General features: G+C 62.5%; 11 protein-coding genes. 3 read left to right on the top strand and 8 right to left on the bottom strand.

The features are described 5' to 3' along the window. Window positions 1–212: 212 nt before the first annotated feature. The 7 genes from phaC to AC3A5O_RS01245 form a co-directional block, all read right to left on the bottom strand. Window positions 213–1,892, bottom strand: coding sequence for a class II poly(R)-hydroxyalkanoic acid synthase (phaC, locus tag AC3A5O_RS01275; RefSeq protein WP_305469348.1), 1,680 nt, complete (start codon window positions 1,890–1,892; stop codon window positions 213–215). Between the two features lie 278 nt (window positions 1,893–2,170). Beyond that, entirely contained in the window at window positions 2,171–2,548 is a 378-nt protein-coding gene (locus AC3A5O_RS01270; protein ID WP_305469349.1) for a gamma-butyrobetaine hydroxylase family protein, read from the bottom strand. Window positions 2,549–2,743: 195 nt separating this feature from the next. Beyond that, window positions 2,744–4,081: an ATP-dependent protease ATPase subunit HslU gene (hslU, locus tag AC3A5O_RS01265; protein WP_053117636.1), complete on the bottom strand. Its 1,338-nt coding sequence runs from the start codon at window positions 4,079–4,081 to the stop codon at window positions 2,744–2,746. 50 nt (window positions 4,082–4,131) lie between these two features. Continuing rightward, window positions 4,132–4,662 carry an ATP-dependent protease subunit HslV gene (gene hslV, locus AC3A5O_RS01260; RefSeq protein WP_003196958.1) on the bottom strand — a complete coding sequence of 177 codons (531 nt, stop codon included), beginning with the start codon at window positions 4,660–4,662 and terminating at the stop codon, window positions 4,132–4,134. Between the two features lie 300 nt (window positions 4,663–4,962). Continuing rightward, window positions 4,963–5,667: an SPOR domain-containing protein gene (locus tag AC3A5O_RS01255; RefSeq protein ID WP_030140998.1), complete on the bottom strand. Its 705-nt coding sequence runs from the start codon at window positions 5,665–5,667 to the stop codon at window positions 4,963–4,965. A 1-nt stretch (window position 5,668) separates the two neighbouring features. Next, window positions 5,669–7,405 carry an arginine--tRNA ligase gene (gene argS, locus AC3A5O_RS01250; protein WP_305469351.1) on the bottom strand — a complete coding sequence of 579 codons (1,737 nt, stop codon included), beginning with the start codon at window positions 7,403–7,405 and terminating at the stop codon, window positions 5,669–5,671. A 264-nt stretch (window positions 7,406–7,669) separates the two neighbouring features. Next, on the bottom strand, window positions 7,670–9,889 hold the full coding sequence (locus AC3A5O_RS01245; RefSeq protein WP_305469352.1) for a primosomal protein N': 2,220 nt from the start codon (window positions 9,887–9,889) through the stop codon (window positions 7,670–7,672). Between the two features lie 288 nt (window positions 9,890–10,177). Here AC3A5O_RS01245 and rpmE point away from each other — a divergent pair, with 288 nt between their 5' ends. From rpmE to AC3A5O_RS01230, 3 genes are all read left to right on the top strand, one after another. After that, window positions 10,178–10,402: a 50S ribosomal protein L31 gene (rpmE, locus tag AC3A5O_RS01240; protein WP_122565297.1), complete on the top strand. Its 225-nt coding sequence runs from the start codon at window positions 10,178–10,180 to the stop codon at window positions 10,400–10,402. Between the two features lie 41 nt (window positions 10,403–10,443). Beyond that, on the top strand, window positions 10,444–11,226 hold the full coding sequence (locus AC3A5O_RS01235; RefSeq protein ID WP_122565298.1) for a thermonuclease family protein: 783 nt from the start codon (window positions 10,444–10,446) through the stop codon (window positions 11,224–11,226). Window positions 11,227–11,410: 184 nt separating this feature from the next. Beyond that, complete coding sequence (locus AC3A5O_RS01230) at window positions 11,411–12,679, top strand: malic enzyme-like NAD(P)-binding protein (RefSeq protein ID WP_053117649.1); 1,269 nt, start codon at window positions 11,411–11,413, stop codon at window positions 12,677–12,679. A gap of 855 nt (window positions 12,680–13,534) precedes the next feature. On the opposite strand, the gene AC3A5O_RS01225 is transcribed toward AC3A5O_RS01230, so the two are convergent. Next, on the bottom strand, window positions 13,535–15,979 hold the full coding sequence (locus tag AC3A5O_RS01225; RefSeq protein ID WP_439653599.1) for a penicillin-binding protein 1A: 2,445 nt from the start codon (window positions 15,977–15,979) through the stop codon (window positions 13,535–13,537). Between the last annotated feature and the right edge of the window lie 117 nt (window positions 15,980–16,096).

The raw sequence follows: 16,096 nt of genomic DNA, 5'->3' as shown, positions 1-16,096 counted from the left end.
CCTTGTGGGAGCGAGCTCGCTCGCGATGACGGCGATACATCCAATATCAATGTTGGCTGACACACCGTCATCGCGAGCAAGCTCGCTCCCACAGGGGATCTGCCGTGAACATGAGTTTTATGTTCGCCAGCGCTGTGGGCCTTGCATTCAGTGTCGGCTGGCGGGATGTATTCGTGAGCAAGCCCACTCCCGCAGCAGACGAGTTGCATCCCTTACCGCTCATGCACATAGGTGCCGGGCGCCGCTTCACCGGCCGGGTAGGCCTTGTTGCCCAGCACGGTAGGGGCTTTTTTCAGTTTGCCCGAGCGCTCGGCCTGCCAGGTTTGCCAGTGTAGCCACCAGGAGTCGGTGTGCTTGGTGGAGTTTTCCTGCCAGTCCTCGGCCTTGGCCGGCATGTCCTCGCCGGTCATGTAGCGCGACTTGGGGTTGCCAGGCGGGTTGAGGATGCTTTGGATATGACCGCTGCTCGACAGCACGAATTCCACTTTTCCACCGAACAGCTGTGCCGACTTGTAGCAGGACTTCCAAGGTGTGATGTGGTCGTTGGTGCCCGCCAGGGAAAAGATGTCGGCGGTGACTTGCTTGAGGTCGATGGGCGTGCCGCACACTTCCAGTGCATTGGGGCGGATCAACGGGTTGTTTTTGAACATCTCGATGAGATCGCCGTGGAACGCCGCCGGCAGCCGCGTGGTGTCGTTGTTCCAGAACAGGATGTCGAACACGGGCGGCTCGTTGCCCAGCAGGTAATTGTTGACCCAGTAGTTCCAGATCAGGTCGTTGGGGCGCATCCAGGCGAAGACCTTGGCCATGTCGCGGCCTTCGAGTACGCCGGCCTGGTAGGAGTGACGCTTGGCCGCTTCCAGGGTCTGCTCGTCGACGAACAGCGCCACGTCGGTGTCCAGGGTGGTGTCGAGTACGCTCACCAGCAAGGTCAGGGCATTGACCTTTTTCTCGCCGAGGGCGGCGTAATGGCCCAGCAGCGCGGTGCAGGTGATGCCGCCCGAGCAGGCGCCCAGCATGTTCACGTCCTTGCTGCCGGTGATGGCCGTGACCACATCCACCGCTTCCTTGAGCGCCTCGATGTAGGTCGAAAGGCCCCACTCGCGCTGTTCCTTGGTGGGGTTGCGCCAACTGACGATGAAGGTCTGCACGTTGCTGCGCAGGCAGAAGCGCGCCAGGCTCTTGTCCGGGCTCAGGTCGAATACGTAGAACTTGTTGATCTGTGGCGGCACCACCAGCAGCGGTCGCTCGTGGACCTGCTCGGTGATGGGCCGGTACTGGATCAGCTCCAGCACGTCGTTGCGAAACACCACGGCGCCTTCGGTCACGCCCAGGCTCTTGCCGACCTCGAACGCGCCCATGTTCACCTGGCTCGGCATCCCGCCGTTGTGCACCAGGTCCTTGGCCAGGTGGGACAGGCCGTCCAGCAGGCTCTTGCCGCCGGTTTCGAAGAAGCGCTTGACCGCCGCCGGGTTGGCCGCCGAGTTGGTCGGGGCCATGGCTTCGGTCATCAGGTTGATCACGAAATGCCCGCGGCTGATGTCTGCGGGCGAGAGGCTGCTGTCGTCGATCCAGGCGTGCAGCTCCTTGCGCCACGCCAGGTAGGTTTGCAGGTAGCGTTTGTAGAGCGGGTTCTGGCTCCAGGCCGGGTCGACGAAGCGACGGTCGTCGCCGGCCGGTTGCAGCTCGGATTTGCCGAACAGGACATTCTTGAGTTCGACGCCGAAATGGGCGACATGCTTGACGCTGTGCAGCGGTTGCTTGATGGCCTGGGTCAGCACCATGCGGGCAGAGGCCAACAGGTCTTTCCTGCGCAAGCCGACGACGGGATTCAACCCCAGGGTATTTTCCGAGGCCTGGTACTTCAGGTCATCGTTGTTCTTGTTGCTCATCTACGACGCTCCATTGTCCTTCAGACGAGTACCCGGTGGGTGCCATGAAGCCACACAGCCGATACCAGGTACGCTGCTCGGGTGACCATTAATTCCGCATCGAGGGCCAATGAGGAAACGTATGCCAGGAACTCGCCGGTTCCTTTGCAGGGAACTTGCCAGCTCCATTGGTTACCCGAGTTTAATTTTTTTCGCAAGCAGGCCAGTCATTGACGTTGCTGCGCGGGCATTCAAGCAGATGAGTCTAGAAAAATCGCCCTAAAGCGCCAGCCCTTGAGTTAGAGCATCAGCTTGACGACGGACGCGTCCGGATCGCGGGTTTTTCCGGCGGCCTTGAGCTCGCCGAGATAATCGTTCCACAGGTCTTGTTGGCGCAACGCTAACTGGTAGAGATAGTCCCAGGTGAACAATCCGCTGTCGTGGCCGTCGTCGAAGGTCAGTTTCAGTGCGTACTGGCCGGCCGGCTCGACCTTGGTCAGGGCAACGTTGAGCTTGCCGTATTGCAGGATAGGTTTGCCATGGCCCTGGACCTCGGCGGAAGGCGAATGCACCCGCAGGAATTCGGCGGGCAGGTGGTACTCCTCGTCCGGCGCGTATTTGAGCGTCAGGGTCTTGGAGGCTTTGTGCAGGTTGATGGCGGTGGGGAGTTTGGTCATGGCCTGTGATCCGTCTCTGAAGGAGCCTTGATCTATAAAACGACACAGTCAATGTGGGAGCGGGCTGTGTGGGAGCAAGGCTTGCCCGCGATGAAAACGCCGCGGTCTCTTGAGGACCGCAGCGCCTGGATCGCGAGCAAGCTTTGCTCCCACACAGCCCGCTCCCACAGGTCTGCGTTCGCCTGTAATTGCTACTTACAGGATATACCGCGACAGATCTTCGTTCTGCGCCAATTCACCCAGGTGGCTGTTGACGTACTCGGCGTCGATGAGGATCGGCGCTTCGTTGTGGGCGCTGGCCAGGTCGCCGGCGCTGAACGACACTTCCTCGAGCAAGCGTTCGAGCAACGTGTGCAGGCGACGGGCGCCGATGTTCTCGGTCTTCTCGTTGACCTGCCAGGCGATCTGGGCCAGGCGCTTGATGCCTTCTGGCGTGAACTCGATGCTCAGGCCTTCGGTCTTGAGCAGCGCGCAATACTGTTCGGTCAGGGACGCATGGGGCTCGCTCAGGATGCGTTCGAAGTCTTCTGGCGTCAGCGCCTTGAGTTCGACGCGGATCGGCAGGCGACCCTGCAGCTCCGGCACCAGGTCGCTCGGTTTGCTCAGGTGGAAGGCACCGGAAGCAATGAACAGAATGTGGTCGGTCTTGACCATGCCCAGCTTGGTGTTGACCGTGCAGCCTTCGATCAGCGGCAGCAGGTCGCGTTGTACACCTTCGCGGGACACATCGGCACCGCCGACATTGCCGCGCTTGGCGACCTTGTCGATTTCGTCGATGAACACGATGCCATGCTGCTCGACCGCTTCCAGCGCCTTGGCTTTCAATTCTTCTTCGTTGACCAGGCGGCCGGCTTCTTCATCGCGCACCAGCTTCAGCGCTTCCTTGACCTTGAGCTTGCGGCTTTTCTTTTTGCCCTTGCCCATGTTGGCGAACAGGCTCTGCAACTGGTTGGTCATTTCTTCCATGCCCGGCGGCGCGGAAATGTCGACGCCGGCCATTTCGGCCACTTCGATCTCGATTTCCTTGTCGTCCAGCTGGCCTTCGCGCAGGCGCTTGCGGAACAGCTGGCGGGTGTTGGAATCCTGGGTCGCGGCGGCGTCGGCGTTGAAGCCCATGCGCGCCGGTGGCAGCAAGGCGTCGAGGATGCGCTCTTCGGCGGCGTCTTCGGCACGGTGGCGGACCTTGGTGATTTCCTGTTCGCGCAGCAACTTGATCGCGGCGTCGGCCAGGTCACGGATGATCGACTCGACGTCGCGACCGACATAGCCGACTTCGGTGAATTTGGTGGCTTCGACCTTGATGAACGGCGCATTGGCGAGCTTGGCCAGGCGCCGGGCGATTTCGGTCTTGCCGACACCGGTCGGGCCGATCATCAGGATGTTCTTGGGGGTCACTTCGACGCGCAGCTCTTCGGGCAGCTGCATCCGGCGCCAGCGGTTACGCAGGGCGATGGCGACGGCGCGCTTGGCATCGTCCTGGCCGATGATATGGCGGTTGAGTTCGTGGACGATTTCGCGGGGAGTCATGGACATAATAATTGGCGGTCCTCAAGCAAGAATGAGCCGGTGCGCGGGTGGCAGGCTTATTCGGCGAGGTCCTGCTCCTCAATGGTCTGGGTGTGGTTGGTGAAGACGCAGATGTCGCCGGCGATGCCCAAGGCAGTCTCGACGATCTCACGGGCCGACAGGTCGGTTTTTTTCAGCAGGGCGCTGGCCGCGGCCTGGGCGTAGGCGCCGCCGGAACCCATGGCGATCAAGCCATCTTCGGGCTCAACGACGTCGCCGTTGCCGGTGATGATCAGCGAGGCGTCCTTGTTAGCGACCGCGAGCATGGCTTCGAGGCGGCTCAGGGAACGGTCGGTGCGCCATTCCTTGGCCAGTTCCACGGCGGCACGGACCAGGTGGCCCTGATGTTTTTCAAGCTGGCCTTCGAAACGTTCGAACAGCGTGAAGGCGTCGGCGGTGGCCCCGGCGAAACCGGCGATGACCTCGCCGTGATATAGGCGACGGACTTTTTTCGCGTTGCCTTTCATCACGGTGTTGCCCAGTGAAACCTGGCCGTCGCCGCCCATGACGACTTTGCCATGACGGCGGACTGAAACGATGGTGGTCAAGGGAGAGTCTCCACGCAGCGGGGCGAAAATGCCCGGATGGAACTCATATGGGGGTGGCGTGGGGTTTTTCAACTGCGGGGGCGCAGAGGGGATGAGCGGTCCCCCGCCTTTTTTGGCAGAGGCTTTTGTGGCGAAGGGAGCTTACTGTGGTGAGGGGATTTATCCCCGCTGGGCTGCGCAGCAGCCCCAAAAGCTTGATGTATTCGGCCCTGACACACCGAGGCGGCAGGTTTTTAGGGCCGCTTCGCGCCCCAGCGGGGATAAATCCCCTCGCCACAAGGGGGGGGCGTGTCGCCTGGATCAGCGGCTCTGGCGTTGTTGTAACAACAGGTTGCTGAAACCACTGCCCGCCAATTGTTTCTGGGCCTTGGTCAGTTCCTCGCGGTTGCTGAACGGGCCGACCAGTACCCGGTACCAGGTTTCGTCCTTCACCGTCCCGGACTCCACGGACACGGACTGGCCCAGCAGAATGATCTGTGCGCGGACCTTGTCGGCGTCGGCTTCCTTGCGGAACGAGCCGGCCTGCAGGAAGAACTTCGTCACCGGTGCGGCTTTCTGCACCGGTGGGGCCGGTGGCGGCGTGATGCCGGCCAGGGCCGCCTGGGCGCGAGCGGTGTCGATCTTCGCCGCTTCGGCCGGGGTCACCGGCGTGGTGGGCACCTGTGGCACTTGCGGCGTCGGCAGGGTTTTCTCCGGCACGGCATCGGGCGGCACGATGACTTCCGATTCCGGCAGCAACGTGTAGAAGTCGTACTTCGGCTTCACCGGTTGCGTCGGGCTCGGCGGGGTCTTGTTGGCCTCGGCGATACGCGTGGCTTTCTGCTGCTCTTGCCGGACGCGCTTGACGTCATCGCCCTGGCCCGGCTCCAGCTTCATCAAGAACACAATGAACGCGCCGACGGTCAGGCCGATGGCCATCCACAACCAACCTGGAATCGGTTTTTTGGCTGGAGGCTGGTAACGACTGGCGCCGCGCTTGGGTGCAGGTTTTTTCTTGGCGGCCAACTTACATGCGCTCCAGGGTTTCCAGGCCCAGCAGTTCCAGGCCTTGCTTGAGCGTGCGCCCGGTCAGCGCGGCGAGGCGCAGGCGGCTCTGCATTTGCTCTGGGGTCGGTGCGCTGAGGATCGGACAGTTCTCGTAGAAGCTGGAGAACAGGCCGGCCACATCGTACAGGTAAGCGCACAAGGTGTGTGGCGTGCCCTTGTCGGCGACGTTGTTCAGGACCTCGCCGAACTGCGCCAGTTTCGCCGCCAGCTCCTGTTCCTGAGCTGCTTCAAGGACGATCTGGCCGTCCACTTCGCTGAAGCTCTTGCCGAGCTTGCGGAATACTCCGGCCACGCGGGTGTAGGCGTACAGCAGGTACGGCGCGGTGTTGCCTTCGAAGTTGAGCATCAGGTCGAAGTTGAAGCTGTAGTCGCTGGTGCGGTGCTTGGACAGGTCGGCGTATTTCACCGCGTCGATGCCCACGACCTTGGCGATCTTGCGCAGTTCGTCCTCGGCCAGGTCCGGGTTCTTGCCCTTGACCAGGGTGTAGGCGCGATCCTGGGCTTCGGTCAGCAGGTCGATCAGCTTCACCGTGCCGCCGTCGCGGGTCTTGAACGGGCGGCCGTCGGCGCCGTTCATGGTGCCGAAGCCCATGTGCTCCATTTCCATCGGGCGGGTCACGAAGCCGGCCAGGCGCGCCACTTCGAACACTTGCTGGAAGTGCAGGGCCTGGCGCTGGTCGACGAAGTACAGCACTCGATCGGCCTTGAGCACGCTGTTGCGGTAGCGCACGGCCGCCAGGTCGGTGGTGGCGTAGAGGTAGCCGCCGTCGGCCTTGACGATGATCACCGGCAGCGGCTCGCCGTCGGCGGTCTTGAACTGGTCGAGGAACACGCACTGGGCGCCGTTGCTTTCCACCAGCATGCCCTTGGCCCTGAGGTCGTTGACCACGTTGGCCAGGTCATCGTTGTAGGCGCTTTCGCCCATCACGTCGGCCATGGTCAATTTGACATTCAGCAGCTCGTAGATTTTCTGGCAGTGGGACAGGGAGATGTCCTTGAACTTGCTCCACAGCGCCAGGCACTCGGCATCGCCGGCCTGCAGCTTGACCACCAGGCCACGGGCGCGGTCGGCGAACTCGGGGGACTCGTCGAAGCGTTGCTTGGCGGCGCGGTAGAAATTCTCCAGGTCCGACAGCTCATCGCTGGTAATCGGGTTTTCCTGCAGATAGGCCATCAACATGCCGAACTGGGTGCCCCAGTCGCCAACGTGGTTCTGGCGGATAACGGTGTCGCCAAGAAACTCCAGGACCCGGGCCACGCCGTCGCCGATGATGGTCGAGCGCAGGTGGCCGACGTGCATTTCCTTGGCGAGGTTGGGGGCCGATAGGTCGACCACGGTGCGCTGCAACGGGCCGGCCTTGCGCACGCCAATGCGCTCGTCGGCCAGGGCTGCGTCCAGGCGCGAAGCCAGGGCCTGGGTGTTCTGGAAGAAATTGATGAACCCGGGGCCGGCAATGTCGGCTTTGTTGACATTCTCGTCGGCCGGCAGCGCGGCGATGATTTTCTCCGCCAGGTCGCGAGGTTTCATGCCGGCCGGCTTGGCGAGCATCATCGCGATGTTGCTGGCGAAGTCGCCGTGGGTCTTGTCGCGGGTGTTCTCGACCTGAATCGCCGGCGACAGGCCTTCTGGCAGCACACCTTCAGTGACGAGTTGGGTGATGGCTTGCTGGATGAGCTGGCGAATGGTGTCTTTCATGGTCTTCTCTTTCAACCGCAGGCGCGGCGGCGCTTCGATGCGCTGGTGGAAAAACTGGGCATTATCCGTGGCGCGGGCGAGCTTGCCAACTGTAGCGGGTCGGTTGGGGATGTGTGGTGATTATTCTTGGTGGCCTGGATGTGCGCGATCCCCTGTGGGAGCGGGCTTGCTCGCGATTAGCGGTGGGTCAGTCACGGTGATGTCGGCTGTGCCGTCGCTATCGCGAGCAAGCTCGCTCCCACAGGGGGCGGGCATGTGGTCCATTCAATACAAATCCACCGGATCCACATCCAGCGACCAGCGCACCGCCCGCCCGCTGGGCATCTGTTCCAGCACCAGCAGCCAGGCACTCAGCAGTCGATGCAGCGGCGCCCGGGCGTTGGCCTGCAATAGAAGCTGCGCCCGGTAGCGCCCGGCCCGCCGCTCCATCGGAGCTGGCACCGGGCCCAATAGTTCGATGCCGGTAAGGCTCTGCTCTGCCAGCAAACGCTCGGCCTCGCTGCAGGCCTCATCGAGGAAACCTTCGGCTTGCCCGGGCTTGTGGGCTTCGGCCCGCAACAGCGCCAGATGAGCAAAGGGCGGCAGGCCGGCGCTGCGGCGTTCGCTCAAGGCTTGTTCGGCGAAGGCGAAATAACCCTGCTCGGTCAATTGGATCAACAGCGGGTGATCGGCCAAGTGCGTCTGGATAATCACTTTGCCCGGCTCCTCGGCCCGCCCGGCCCGGCCTGCGACCTGGACAATCAACTGCGCCATGCGCTCGCTGGCGCGGAAGTCGCCGGAGAACAACCCACCATCGGCGTCGAGGATCGACACCAGCGTGACTCGCGGGAAGTGATGCCCCTTGGCGAGCATCTGCGTGCCCACCAATATGCATGGCTGGCCCTTCTGGATCGTCGCGAACAGCTGATTCATCGCGTCCTTGCGCGAGGTGCTGTCGCGATCCACCCGCAGTACCGGGTAATCGGGGAACAGGATACCCAGCCGTTCCTCAGCGCGCTCGGTGCCGGCACCGACCGGGCGCAAGTCCACTTTGCCGCACTGCGGGCAATGCCTTGGCACGCGTTCGGCGTGGCCGCAATGGTGGCAACGCAGCTCGCCATGGCGTTGATGCACGGTCATCCGCGCATCGCAGCGCTCACACCCAGACATCCAGCCACAGTCGTGACACAGCAGGGTCGGGGCAAACCCCCGGCGATTGAGGAACACCAGGACCTGTTGCCCGGCGGCCAGGGTCTGGCCGATGGCTTGCTGCATCGGCCCGGAAATACCGCTGTCCAGTGGTCGACTTTTCACGTCCAGGCGCAGGAAGCGCGGTTGCTTGGCGCCGCCGGCCCGTTCGTTGAGGCGTAGCAGGCCGTAGCGACCGGTGTAGGCGTTGTGCAAGCTTTCCAGCGAGGGCGTCGCCGAGCCGAGGACGATCGGGATGTTTTCCTGGCGGGCGCGCACCAGCGCCAGGTCGCGGGCGTGATAGCGCAGGCCTTCCTGCTGTTTATAGGAGCCGTCGTGCTCTTCGTCGATGATGATCAGGCCGGGGTTTTTCATCGGCGTGAACAGCGCCGAGCGGGTACCGATGATGATGTCGGCCTCACCGTCGCGGGCGGCGAGCCAGGCTTCCAGGCGTTCGCGGTCGTTGACCGCCGAGTGCACCAGGGCGATCCGCGCATTGAAGCGTTGCTCGAAACGCGCCAGGGTCTGCGGGCCGAGGTTGATTTCCGGAATCAGCACCAAGGCCTGCTTGCCGGCCTCCAGGGTCTGGCGGATCAGTTGCAGGTAGACCTCGGTCTTGCCGCTGCCGGTGACGCCCGCCAGCAGAAAGGCGTGATAACTGTCGAAACCTGCACGAATCGCTTCGCAAGCGGCCCGCTGTTCGGCGTTGAGCGGCAGTTCCGGCTGGGCCAGCCAATGTTCATGGCGGGCGCCGGGGGCGTGCCGGCGGACCTCCACCTGGACCAGGTTCTTGGCCAGCAACAGATCGAGGCTGTCCTTGCTGAGCATCAGTTTGCTCAGCAGTTGATGAGCCACGCCATGGGGATGTTGGGCCAGGGTCGCCAAGGCTTCGCGCTGGCGCGGGGCGCGGGCGATGCGTGGATCGTCCAGCGAAGCCCCCGGCGCCACCGACCAGAATCGCTCCTGGCGCGCCTCGGCCAGCTCACCCTGGCGCAGCAACACCGGCAGCGCCCAGCTCAGGGTGTCGCCGAGGCTGTGCTGGTAATACTGGGACGTCCACAGGCACAACTTGAACAGCGATGCAGGTAGCGGCGGCGTGGCATCGAGCAGGGCCAGGGCTGGCTTGAGCTTGTCGGCCGGGACCTCGCTGTGATCGGTGACCTCCACCAGGATGCCGATCATTTCCCGCCGGCCGAACGGTACCCGCAGGCGCATGCCCGGCTGCAACTGGGCGCGCAGGACCCCGGCCGGGGCGCGGTAGTCGAACAGGCGGCGCAGGGGCGAAGGCAGGGCGAGGCGCAGAATGGCGTCGGGCACGCGGGGGATCTCGGTAGGCGGACAAATTCGCAAGGCTTAGCGCGATTCAATGTGGGAGCGAGCTTGCTCGCGATGGCGTCAGTTCTGTCACATTGATGCTGACTGAATCGCCGCTATCGCGAGCAAGCTCGCTCCCACAGGGATTGTGCTGAGGGCGGGAGCCTAGCAGACGGTTGGTACAAGGCATAGCTTGCGCGAACGACGATGTCTGGTAGAATCCGCGGCCTAATTACGTGCGGTATTCAACAATAGTGTTGGGTGGCGGCACGCTAGCCTGAGGAAAACAGCATGAAAACCGATATCCATCCGGAATACCCAGAAATTGCCGTAACCTGCAGCTGCGGCAACAAGTTCGAAACGCGTTCGACCTACGGCAAAGCCCTGGCGATCGACGTTTGCAACGAATGCCACCCGTTCTACACCGGTAAGCAAAAGACTCTGGATACCGGCGGCCGCGTTCAGAAGTTCGCCGATCGTTTCGGTGCTTTCGGCAAAGTTGCTCCAAAAGCCTGAGGCTGATCATTTTGGAAAGTCGTTCCGGCTTCTCCAGAGTGATGAAAAAGGCGTCCCTTGCGGGCGCCTTTTTTGTGTCTGCGATTTGGTTCTGTGGTGCCCAGGCGGCCTGTCCTTCGCCGGGCAACCTGCCCCAGGTGGCGGTGCAGCGCGTGGTGGATGGCGACACCTTGTACCTGGAGGATGGCCGACGCATTCGGATGATCGGCCTGAACAGCCCTGAGTTGGGCAAGCGCGGCCGCGCCGACGAGCCGTTCGCCGTGGCGGCACGCCAGCGACTCGAAGCCCTGGTGGCCGCCAACCATGGCCGGGTGGGCGTATTGCCTGGCAAGGACGACCGCGATGACTACGGCCGTACGCTGGCGCATGTCTACAACGCCCAGGGCGAGAACCTCGAAGAGCGCTTGATTGCCGAGGGGCTGGGGTTTCTGGTGGCGGTCGCGCCGAACGTCGACCTGGTCAGTTGCCAGCAAATGGCCGAACGTCATGCGCGGCAAACCGGATCCGGTCTCTGGAAAAAATCCCCCGTCGTGCGAGCGGAGCAGATCAATGCGCCCGGTTTCGTGCTGACGAGTGGGCGTGTAGAAAGCGTGCGACGCAATCGCGGTGGTATCTGGATTGAATTGCAGGGGCCGGTTGTCCTGCACGTTGCGCCCGGTATGCAGAGGCGCTTCGACGCCTCGGCCCTGGAGCGGCTCAAGGGCCGCAAAATCGAGGCCCGTGGCTGGGTCGTCGACCGCGCCCGGCGTGGCGGCAACAAGGCCGGACAGGCGCGATGGATGTTGCCGCTGACCGATCCGGCCATGCTGGAAGCGGTTCTGTAAGAAAAAATTGTAGACATTATTCTTTCGAATTGTATGCATCTAGCCCTTGTGTTTCGCGGCTCTTGGCCCAAAGTCGTAGGGCAGGGCGCTTGACAGCAGTGACTGGTCAGTCTTGTAGGGACTTTGCGAGGCGCGTATCCTCGGCGGTCCGTCTGTCCAACACAGTAAAAAGCGGAATGCCCACATGTCTGATCTGAAAACTGCCGCTCTCGAATATCACGCGCATCCTCGTCCAGGAAAGCTGAGTGTCGAGCTCACCAAGGCCACCGCTACTGCTCGCGACTTGTCGCTGGCCTACAGCCCCGGCGTAGCCGAACCAGTCCGCGAAATCGCTCGCGACCCTGAACTGGCCTACAAATACACCGGTAAAGGCAACCTGGTTGCAGTCATTTCCGATGGCACCGCGATTCTCGGCCTGGGTAACCTCGGCCCATTGGCTTCCAAGCCAGTCATGGAAGGCAAGGGCGTGCTGTTCAAGCGTTTCGCCGGTATCGACGTATTCGACATCGAAGTCGACTCCGAGAGCCCGCAAGCCTTCATCGACACCGTCAAGCGTATCTCCATCACCTTCGGTGGCATCAACCTGGAAGACATCAAGGCACCTGAGTGCTTCGAGATCGAGCGCGCCCTGATCGAACAGTGCGACATTCCAGTATTCCACGATGACCAGCATGGCACCGCCATCGTCACCGCGGCTGGCATGATCAACGCCCTGGAAATCGCCGGCAAGACTCTGCCGGAAGCCAAGATCGTTTGCCTGGGCGCCGGCGCTGCGGCCATCTCCTGCATGAAGTTGCTGGTGAGCATGGGCGCCAAGATCGAAAACATTTTCATGGTCGACCGTACCGGCGTGATCCACTCCGGCCGTGACGACCTGAACCAGTACAAGGCCGTCTTCGCCCACGCGACCGACAAGCGCTCCCTGGCGGACGCGCTGGACGGTGCCGACGTGTTCGTTGGCCTGTCGGGTCCGAACCTGCTGAGCCCGGAAAACCTGCTGCGCATGGCGCCGAACCCGATCGTGTTCGCTTGCTCGAACCCGGACCCGGAAATCTCCCCGGAGCTGGCTCACGCGACTCGCAACGACGTGATCATGGCCACTGGCCGTTCGGATTACCCGAACCAGGTCAACAACGTGCTGGGCTTCCCGTTCATCTTCCGTGGTGCCCTGGACGTTCGCGCCAAGCGCATCAACGAAGAGATGAAAGTCGCGGCCGCCAACGCCCTGCGTGAACTGGCCAAGCTGCCGGTGCCTCAGGAAGTGTGCGACGCCTACGGCGGCATCAAGCTGGAATTCGGTCGTGAGTACATCATTCCGAAACCCATGGACGCCCGCCTGATCACCCTGATCTCCGACGCCGTGGCCAAGGCCGCCATCGAGACGGGCGTGGCCACCCTGCCGTATCCGAAGAACTACCCGCTCAAGAGCGTGGATGACGTGTTCAACGGCTAAGCCGTTGTAGCGCTTCAATAAAAAGCCCCGGCTCCTGTGAGCCGGGGCTTTTTATTGGCCGCCACTTTTTATGGCCGCCAAAAGTCCCCTGTGGGAGCGAGCTTGCTTGCGATGACATTCTTCAATTCACCCCAGGTCTTTCAGCCCAACGCTTGAGCCTCAATCCAATCCCTGTGGCGAGGGAGCTTGCCCCCGCTCGGCTGCGCAGCGGCCGCAAACCGGGCAATGCGGTCTGTCTATAGGCATGCAGGGGCCTGCTGCGCAGGTCAGCGGTAGCAAGCTCCCGCGCCACGGGGTTTGGGTTGCCTGGACTGCCGCCATCGCGAGCAAGCTCGCTCCCACATTGGTCCGGTGATAGACATTGATTGTGCGACCGCCAAAAGTCCCCTGTGGGAGCGAGCTTGCTCGCGATGACATTCTTCAATTCACCCCAGGTCTTTCAGCCCAACGCTTGAGCCTCAATCCAATCCCTGTGGCGAGGGAGCTTGCCCCCGCTCGGCTGCGCAGCGGCCGCAAACCGGGCAATGCGGTCTGTCTATAGGCATGCAGGGGCCTGCTGCGCAGGTCAGCGGTAGCAAGCTCCCGCGCCACGGGGTTTGGGTTGCCTGGACTGCCGCCATCGCGAGCAAGCTCGCTCCCACATTGGTCCGGTGATGGACGTTGATTGTGCGACCGCCAAAAGTCCCCTGTGGGAGCGAGCTTGCTCGCGATGACATTCTTCAATTCACCCCAGGCCTTTCAGCCCAACGCTTGAACGTCAATCCAGCCCCTGTGGCTTGCTCCCACATCAGGAATGGTGCGGCCAAAAAAAGCCCCGCACTTCTCGCGAAGGCAGGGCTTTTGGGTTGGGGGCGGTCAGAACAGATCGATCGGTGCCGCTTCGTCCGCCGGCAGCGGGCTACCCGGTGCGACGCCGTTGCCCAGCTCGTTGACCGACGGCGGCGTGTCTTCGCTCTTGAACAGTTCAAAGTACGCCCCTGGGGTGCCCGGCGTGGCCGCGCGGCCGCTGACTGGGTCGACCCGCAGGCTGAGGATGCCTTCCGGTTCCGGCTGGGTGTGCGGCGGCTTGTCCTTGAGGGCGGCGCCCATGTAGGTCATCCAGATCGGCAGCGCCACGGTACCGCCGAACTCACGGCGACCCAGGCTTTCGGGCTGGTCGAAACCGGTCCAGACCGTGGTCACGTAATCGGCGTTGTAGCCGGAGAACCAGGCGTCCTTGGATTCGTTGGTGGTACCGGTCTTGCCCGCCAGGTCGGTGCGACCCAGGGCCAGCGCGCGACGGCCGGTGCCGAGCTTGATCACGTCCTGCAGCATGCTATTGAGAATGAAGGTGGTGCGGCCATCGACAATGCGTTCCGCCACGGCGGGCGCTTGCGGCAGGCCCGGGGGCGTGGTGGCTTCGCCTGGCGTCGCATTGACCGTGAACGTGTCGGTGGACGGTGCGGCGACACCATCGCTGACCTGCTCGCCCGTAGGAACCCGTGGCGGGTTGGCGACGAACAACGTCTCGCCGTTGCGGCTTTCGATCTTGTCGATGATGTACGGGGTGATCTTGTAGCCGCCGTTGGCGAACGTGCTCCAGCCCGTGGCGATTTCCATCGGCGTCAAGGTCGCGGTGCCCAAGGCCAGGGACAGGTTGCGCGGCAGGTCCTGCTTGTTGAAGCCGAACTTGCTGATGTAGTCGATGGTGCGGTCCACACCCAGCGCCTGCAACAGGCGGATCGAGACCAGGTTGCGGGATTTGTACAGCGCCTCGCGCAGGCGAATCGGGCCGAGGAACGTATTGGTGTCGTTCTTCGGGCGCCAGACCTTGTCCAGGTACTCATCGACGAACACGATCGGCGCATCGTTCACCAGGCTGGCGGCGGTGTAGCCGTTATCCAGCGCGGCGCTGTAGACGAATGGCTTGAAGCTCGAGCCCGGCTGGCGCTTGGCCTGCAGCGCCCGGTTGTAATTGCTTTGCTCGAAGGCGAAGCCACCCACCAGCGAAAGAATGGCGCCGTTCTGCGGGTCGAGGGACACCAGCGCGCCCTGGGCGGCCGGGATCTGGCTGAACTTGAGCGTGTTGTCCGCCTGGCGCTGGACGCGGATCAGGTCGCCGACCTGGGCAACGTCCGACGGCTGCCGTGGGTTGGCGCCCATGCTGTTGGTATTGAGGAACGGACGGGCCCATTTCATGGTGTCCCAGGCCACGTGTTCTTCCAGCTCGCCGTTGCGGGTCAGCACCTTGATGCCGTCCTTGTCCACCGAGGTGACGATCGCCGGCTCCAGGCTGCTGATGGTGCGCTGCTTGGTCAGCTCCAGGGCCCAGGCCTCCTTGGTCTTGCCCGGCAGGCGCGATTCAGGGCCACGGTAGCCGTGGCGCTGGTCGTAGGTCATCAGGCCCTCGTGCAATGCAGTGTTGGCCATTTCCTGCAAGTTGCTTGGCACCGTGGTGGTCACGCGGAAACCTTCGGTGTAGGCGTCGCTGCCATAGCGCCCGACCATCTCGGCACGGGCCATCTCGGCGATGTACGGGGCGTTCACTTCCGGAGTCGGCACGTGATAGCTGGCGTTCAGCGGCTCATTGATCGCGGCGGTGTAGTCGGCCTCGCTGATCTTGCCGAGCTTGTACATGCGCCCCAGGATCCAGTCGCGACGTTCCTTGCTACGCGCCGGGTTGGCCAGCGGGTTGAAGCGCGACGGTGCCTTGGGCAGGCCGGCGATCATCGCCATCTGCGCCAGGCTCACATCGCGGATCGATTTGCCGTAATACACCTGTGCCGCCGCCTCGATGCCGTAGGCGCGGTTGCCCAGGTAAATCTTGTTCACGTACAGCTCGAGGATTTCATCCTTGGTCAGCTGTCGCTCGATCTGCAGGGCCAGGAGAATTTCGGTGGTCTTGCGCGAGAAGCTGCGCTCGCTGGTCAGGAAGAAGTTCTTGGCCACCTGCATGGTGATGGTGCTGCCGCCGGACTGGATGTGCCCGCTCTTGATCAACTGGCTGGCAGCGCGCATCAGGCTGCCGGGATCGACGCCATAGTGGTTGGCGAAGTTATCGTCTTCAGCACTTAGTAACGCATTGATGAAATTGGGGGGAATGTCGGCGAAACGGATCGGTGTACGGCGCATTTCGCCAAATTCGGCGATCAACTTGTTGTCGCTGCTGTACACCCGCAAAGGAATCTGCAACTGAATACTTCTCAGCGCCTCCACGGACGGCAATCCCGGACTAAGGTAAAGAAAAGCACCGCTCAGGCCCAAGAGCAGTCCGCAGAAAACGGCGACGATGGACCATCCGAAAAATTTCAGCAGACGAATCAAGGCTTTTGGATATCCAGGCAAAGAATGAAAAAGGCGCCAGGTGCAGGGATGGACCCGTGCTTGCAACAAAGCGAAAAAAAACGCTGGGCATTATAAGCATTTTTTTTCGTCGGG

Source organism: Pseudomonas sp. Soil_N_39, from assembly GCF_057655955.1.
The sequence above is the reverse complement of the archived record's forward strand: the minus strand, read 5'-3'. Positions and strand labels throughout refer to the sequence as shown.

Coding starts and splice junctions, on each gene's coding strand:
- argS (WP_305469351.1), bottom strand. CDS start 7,405: ATGAAAGACACCATTCGCCAGCTCATCCAGCAAGCCATCACCCAACTC.
- AC3A5O_RS01230 (WP_053117649.1), top strand. CDS start 11,411: ATGTCTGATCTGAAAACTGCCGCTCTCGAATATCACGCGCATCCTCGT.
- AC3A5O_RS01235 (WP_122565298.1), top strand. CDS start 10,444: ATGAAAAAGGCGTCCCTTGCGGGCGCCTTTTTTGTGTCTGCGATTTGG.
- rpmE (WP_122565297.1), top strand. CDS start 10,178: ATGAAAACCGATATCCATCCGGAATACCCAGAAATTGCCGTAACCTGC.
- hslU (WP_053117636.1), bottom strand. CDS start 4,081: ATGTCCATGACTCCCCGCGAAATCGTCCACGAACTCAACCGCCATATC.
- AC3A5O_RS01270 (WP_305469349.1), bottom strand. CDS start 2,548: ATGACCAAACTCCCCACCGCCATCAACCTGCACAAAGCCTCCAAGACC.
- phaC (WP_305469348.1), bottom strand. CDS start 1,892: ATGAGCAACAAGAACAACGATGACCTGAAGTACCAGGCCTCGGAAAAT.